Here is a 2,045-nt window from a genome sequence, read left to right as displayed (position 1 = left end):
CCCATTCAGGCGCTCTTCTTTGTGGAGCGCCGCAGATTGAGGCTACACTTTGCCGGGCGGAATCGCCAAGCAGGATTACCACTCAGTATCGAAAAGCAGTTTCGCCTTGAACGACGGGACCCCTATCAGGAAAGCAGCCTCCTTCGCCGGTATCCCGCCGTCGGAGGGTGTCGATCCGGCGACGCCGCCGCCCGACGCCGCAGGCGGCATAACGCCCATGCTGGAGCAGTATATCGAGATCAAGTCGGCTAACCCCGATTCGCTCCTCTTCTACAGGATGGGCGATTTCTACGAGATGTTCTTCGATGACGCGGAGGTCGCCAGCCAGGCGCTCGGCATTGCGCTGACGAAGCGCGGCAAGCACCAGGGCCACGACATTCCGATGTGCGGCGTGCCGGTACACGCCGCGGACGACTATCTGCAGAAGCTGATCGCGCTCGGCCATCGAGTCGCCGTCTGCGAGCAGATGGAAGACCCGGCGGAAGCGCGCAAGCGCGGCTCCAAGGCGGTCGTCCGCCGCGACGTGATCCGGCTTGTGACGCCCGGCACCATCACCGAGGAGAAGCTGCTCGCCGCCGCCGAGACCAACTATCTGATGGCGCTCGGGCGAGTGAAGGGCGACGCGGCAAGAGGCGAGGAGCGCGGCGGCGCGCCGGGGAACCAGGGAAGTTTGGCGCTTGCCTGGATCGACATCTCGACAGCCACGTTCCGCGTCACCGGCACCGAGCCGGCGCGCCTGCTGACGGACATATTGCGCATCGACCCCCGCGAGCTGATCGTGGCCGAGCCAGTCTTCCACGACGAGACGCTTCGTCCCGTCTTCGACACGCTCGGCCGCATCGTCTGTCCCCAACCGGCGATCCTGTTCGATTCGGCGGGCGCCGCCGACCGCATCTCGCGCTTCTTCGGCATCGCCACGCTGGACGGGCTCGGCTCCTTCTCGCGGGCGGGACTGTCGGCCATTTCCGGCGCCATCGCCTATGTGGAGAAGACGCAGAAGGCCGAGCGCCCGCCGCTGACCCGGCCAGAGCGCGAGGCTTCCGGCTCGTCGCTCTTCATCGATCCGGCGACGCGCGCCAACCTCGAGCTTGCCCGCACCCTTACCGGCAACCGCGACGGTTCTCTCCTGAAGGCGATCGACCGGACGGTTACAGGCGCCGGCGCCCGGCTGCTCTCGGAACGGCTGATGTCGCCCCTCACCGATCCGGCCGCGATCGCAGCCCGGCTCGATTCGGTGTCCTTCCTGCTCGGCGAACCGCGTCTGCGCGAGGGTCTGCGCGAACTATTGAAGGGCGCACCGGACATGCAGCGCGCACTTTCGCGGCTGGCCTTGAACCGCGGCGGCCCGCGCGATCTCGGCGCGCTCGCCGCCGGGCTGGCGGCCGCCCGCGACATCGCCGAAGTGGCCGGCCGCGAGGCGCTGCCGGCGGAACTGGAAGCCGCCCGGAAGGCGGTCGTGGCGCTGCCTTCAGCCTTCGCCGAGCATCTCTCCGCCGCCCTTGCCGACGATCTGCCGCTGTTGAAGCGCGATGGCGGGCTGGTGCGCTCCGGTTATCATGCCGAACTCGACGAGATGCGGGCGTTGCGCGACCAGTCGCGCCGCGTCATCGCCGCGATGGAGCGCGACCTGGCGGAGGAGACCGGCATCCGCTCGCTCAAGATCCGGCACAACAACGTGCTCGGCTACTATATCGAGGTCACCGCGAACCATCGCGACGCGATGACGGGTTCGGACGCCGCGCGCGCCCGCTTCATCCACCGCCAGACCATGGCGAGCGCCATGCGCTTCACCACCACGGAACTTGCCGACCTGGAGACGAAGATCGCCAACGCCGCCGACCGCGCGCTGTCGATCGAGTTTTCCGTGTTCGATACGCTTGTCGGCGAGGCGGTCGCCCATGCCGACGCCATCCGTGCCGGCGCGGAGGCGCTCGCGGTCCTCGACGTTTCAGCGGCGCTGGCGACCCTCGCCGAAAGCGAAAACTACTGCCGGCCGATGGTCGATGCCGGGCTCTCCTTCGAGATCGAGGGGGGGCGCCATCCGG

1 pseudogene is annotated in these 2,045 nt (G+C 68.1%); it reads left to right on the top strand.

Annotation, left to right across the window (positions count from 1 at the left end):
- Positions 1-106: 106 nt before the first annotated feature.
- Positions 107-2,045 (top strand): annotated as a pseudogene (gene mutS / locus BGN91_RS07750) (DNA mismatch repair protein MutS); the annotation flags it as partial.

The organism is Nitrobacter sp. 62-13 (genome assembly GCF_001896955.1).
In the GTDB taxonomy this organism is placed as follows: domain Bacteria; phylum Pseudomonadota; class Alphaproteobacteria; order Rhizobiales; family Xanthobacteraceae; genus Nitrobacter.
This window is presented reverse-complemented; position numbering and strand designations above follow the sequence as displayed.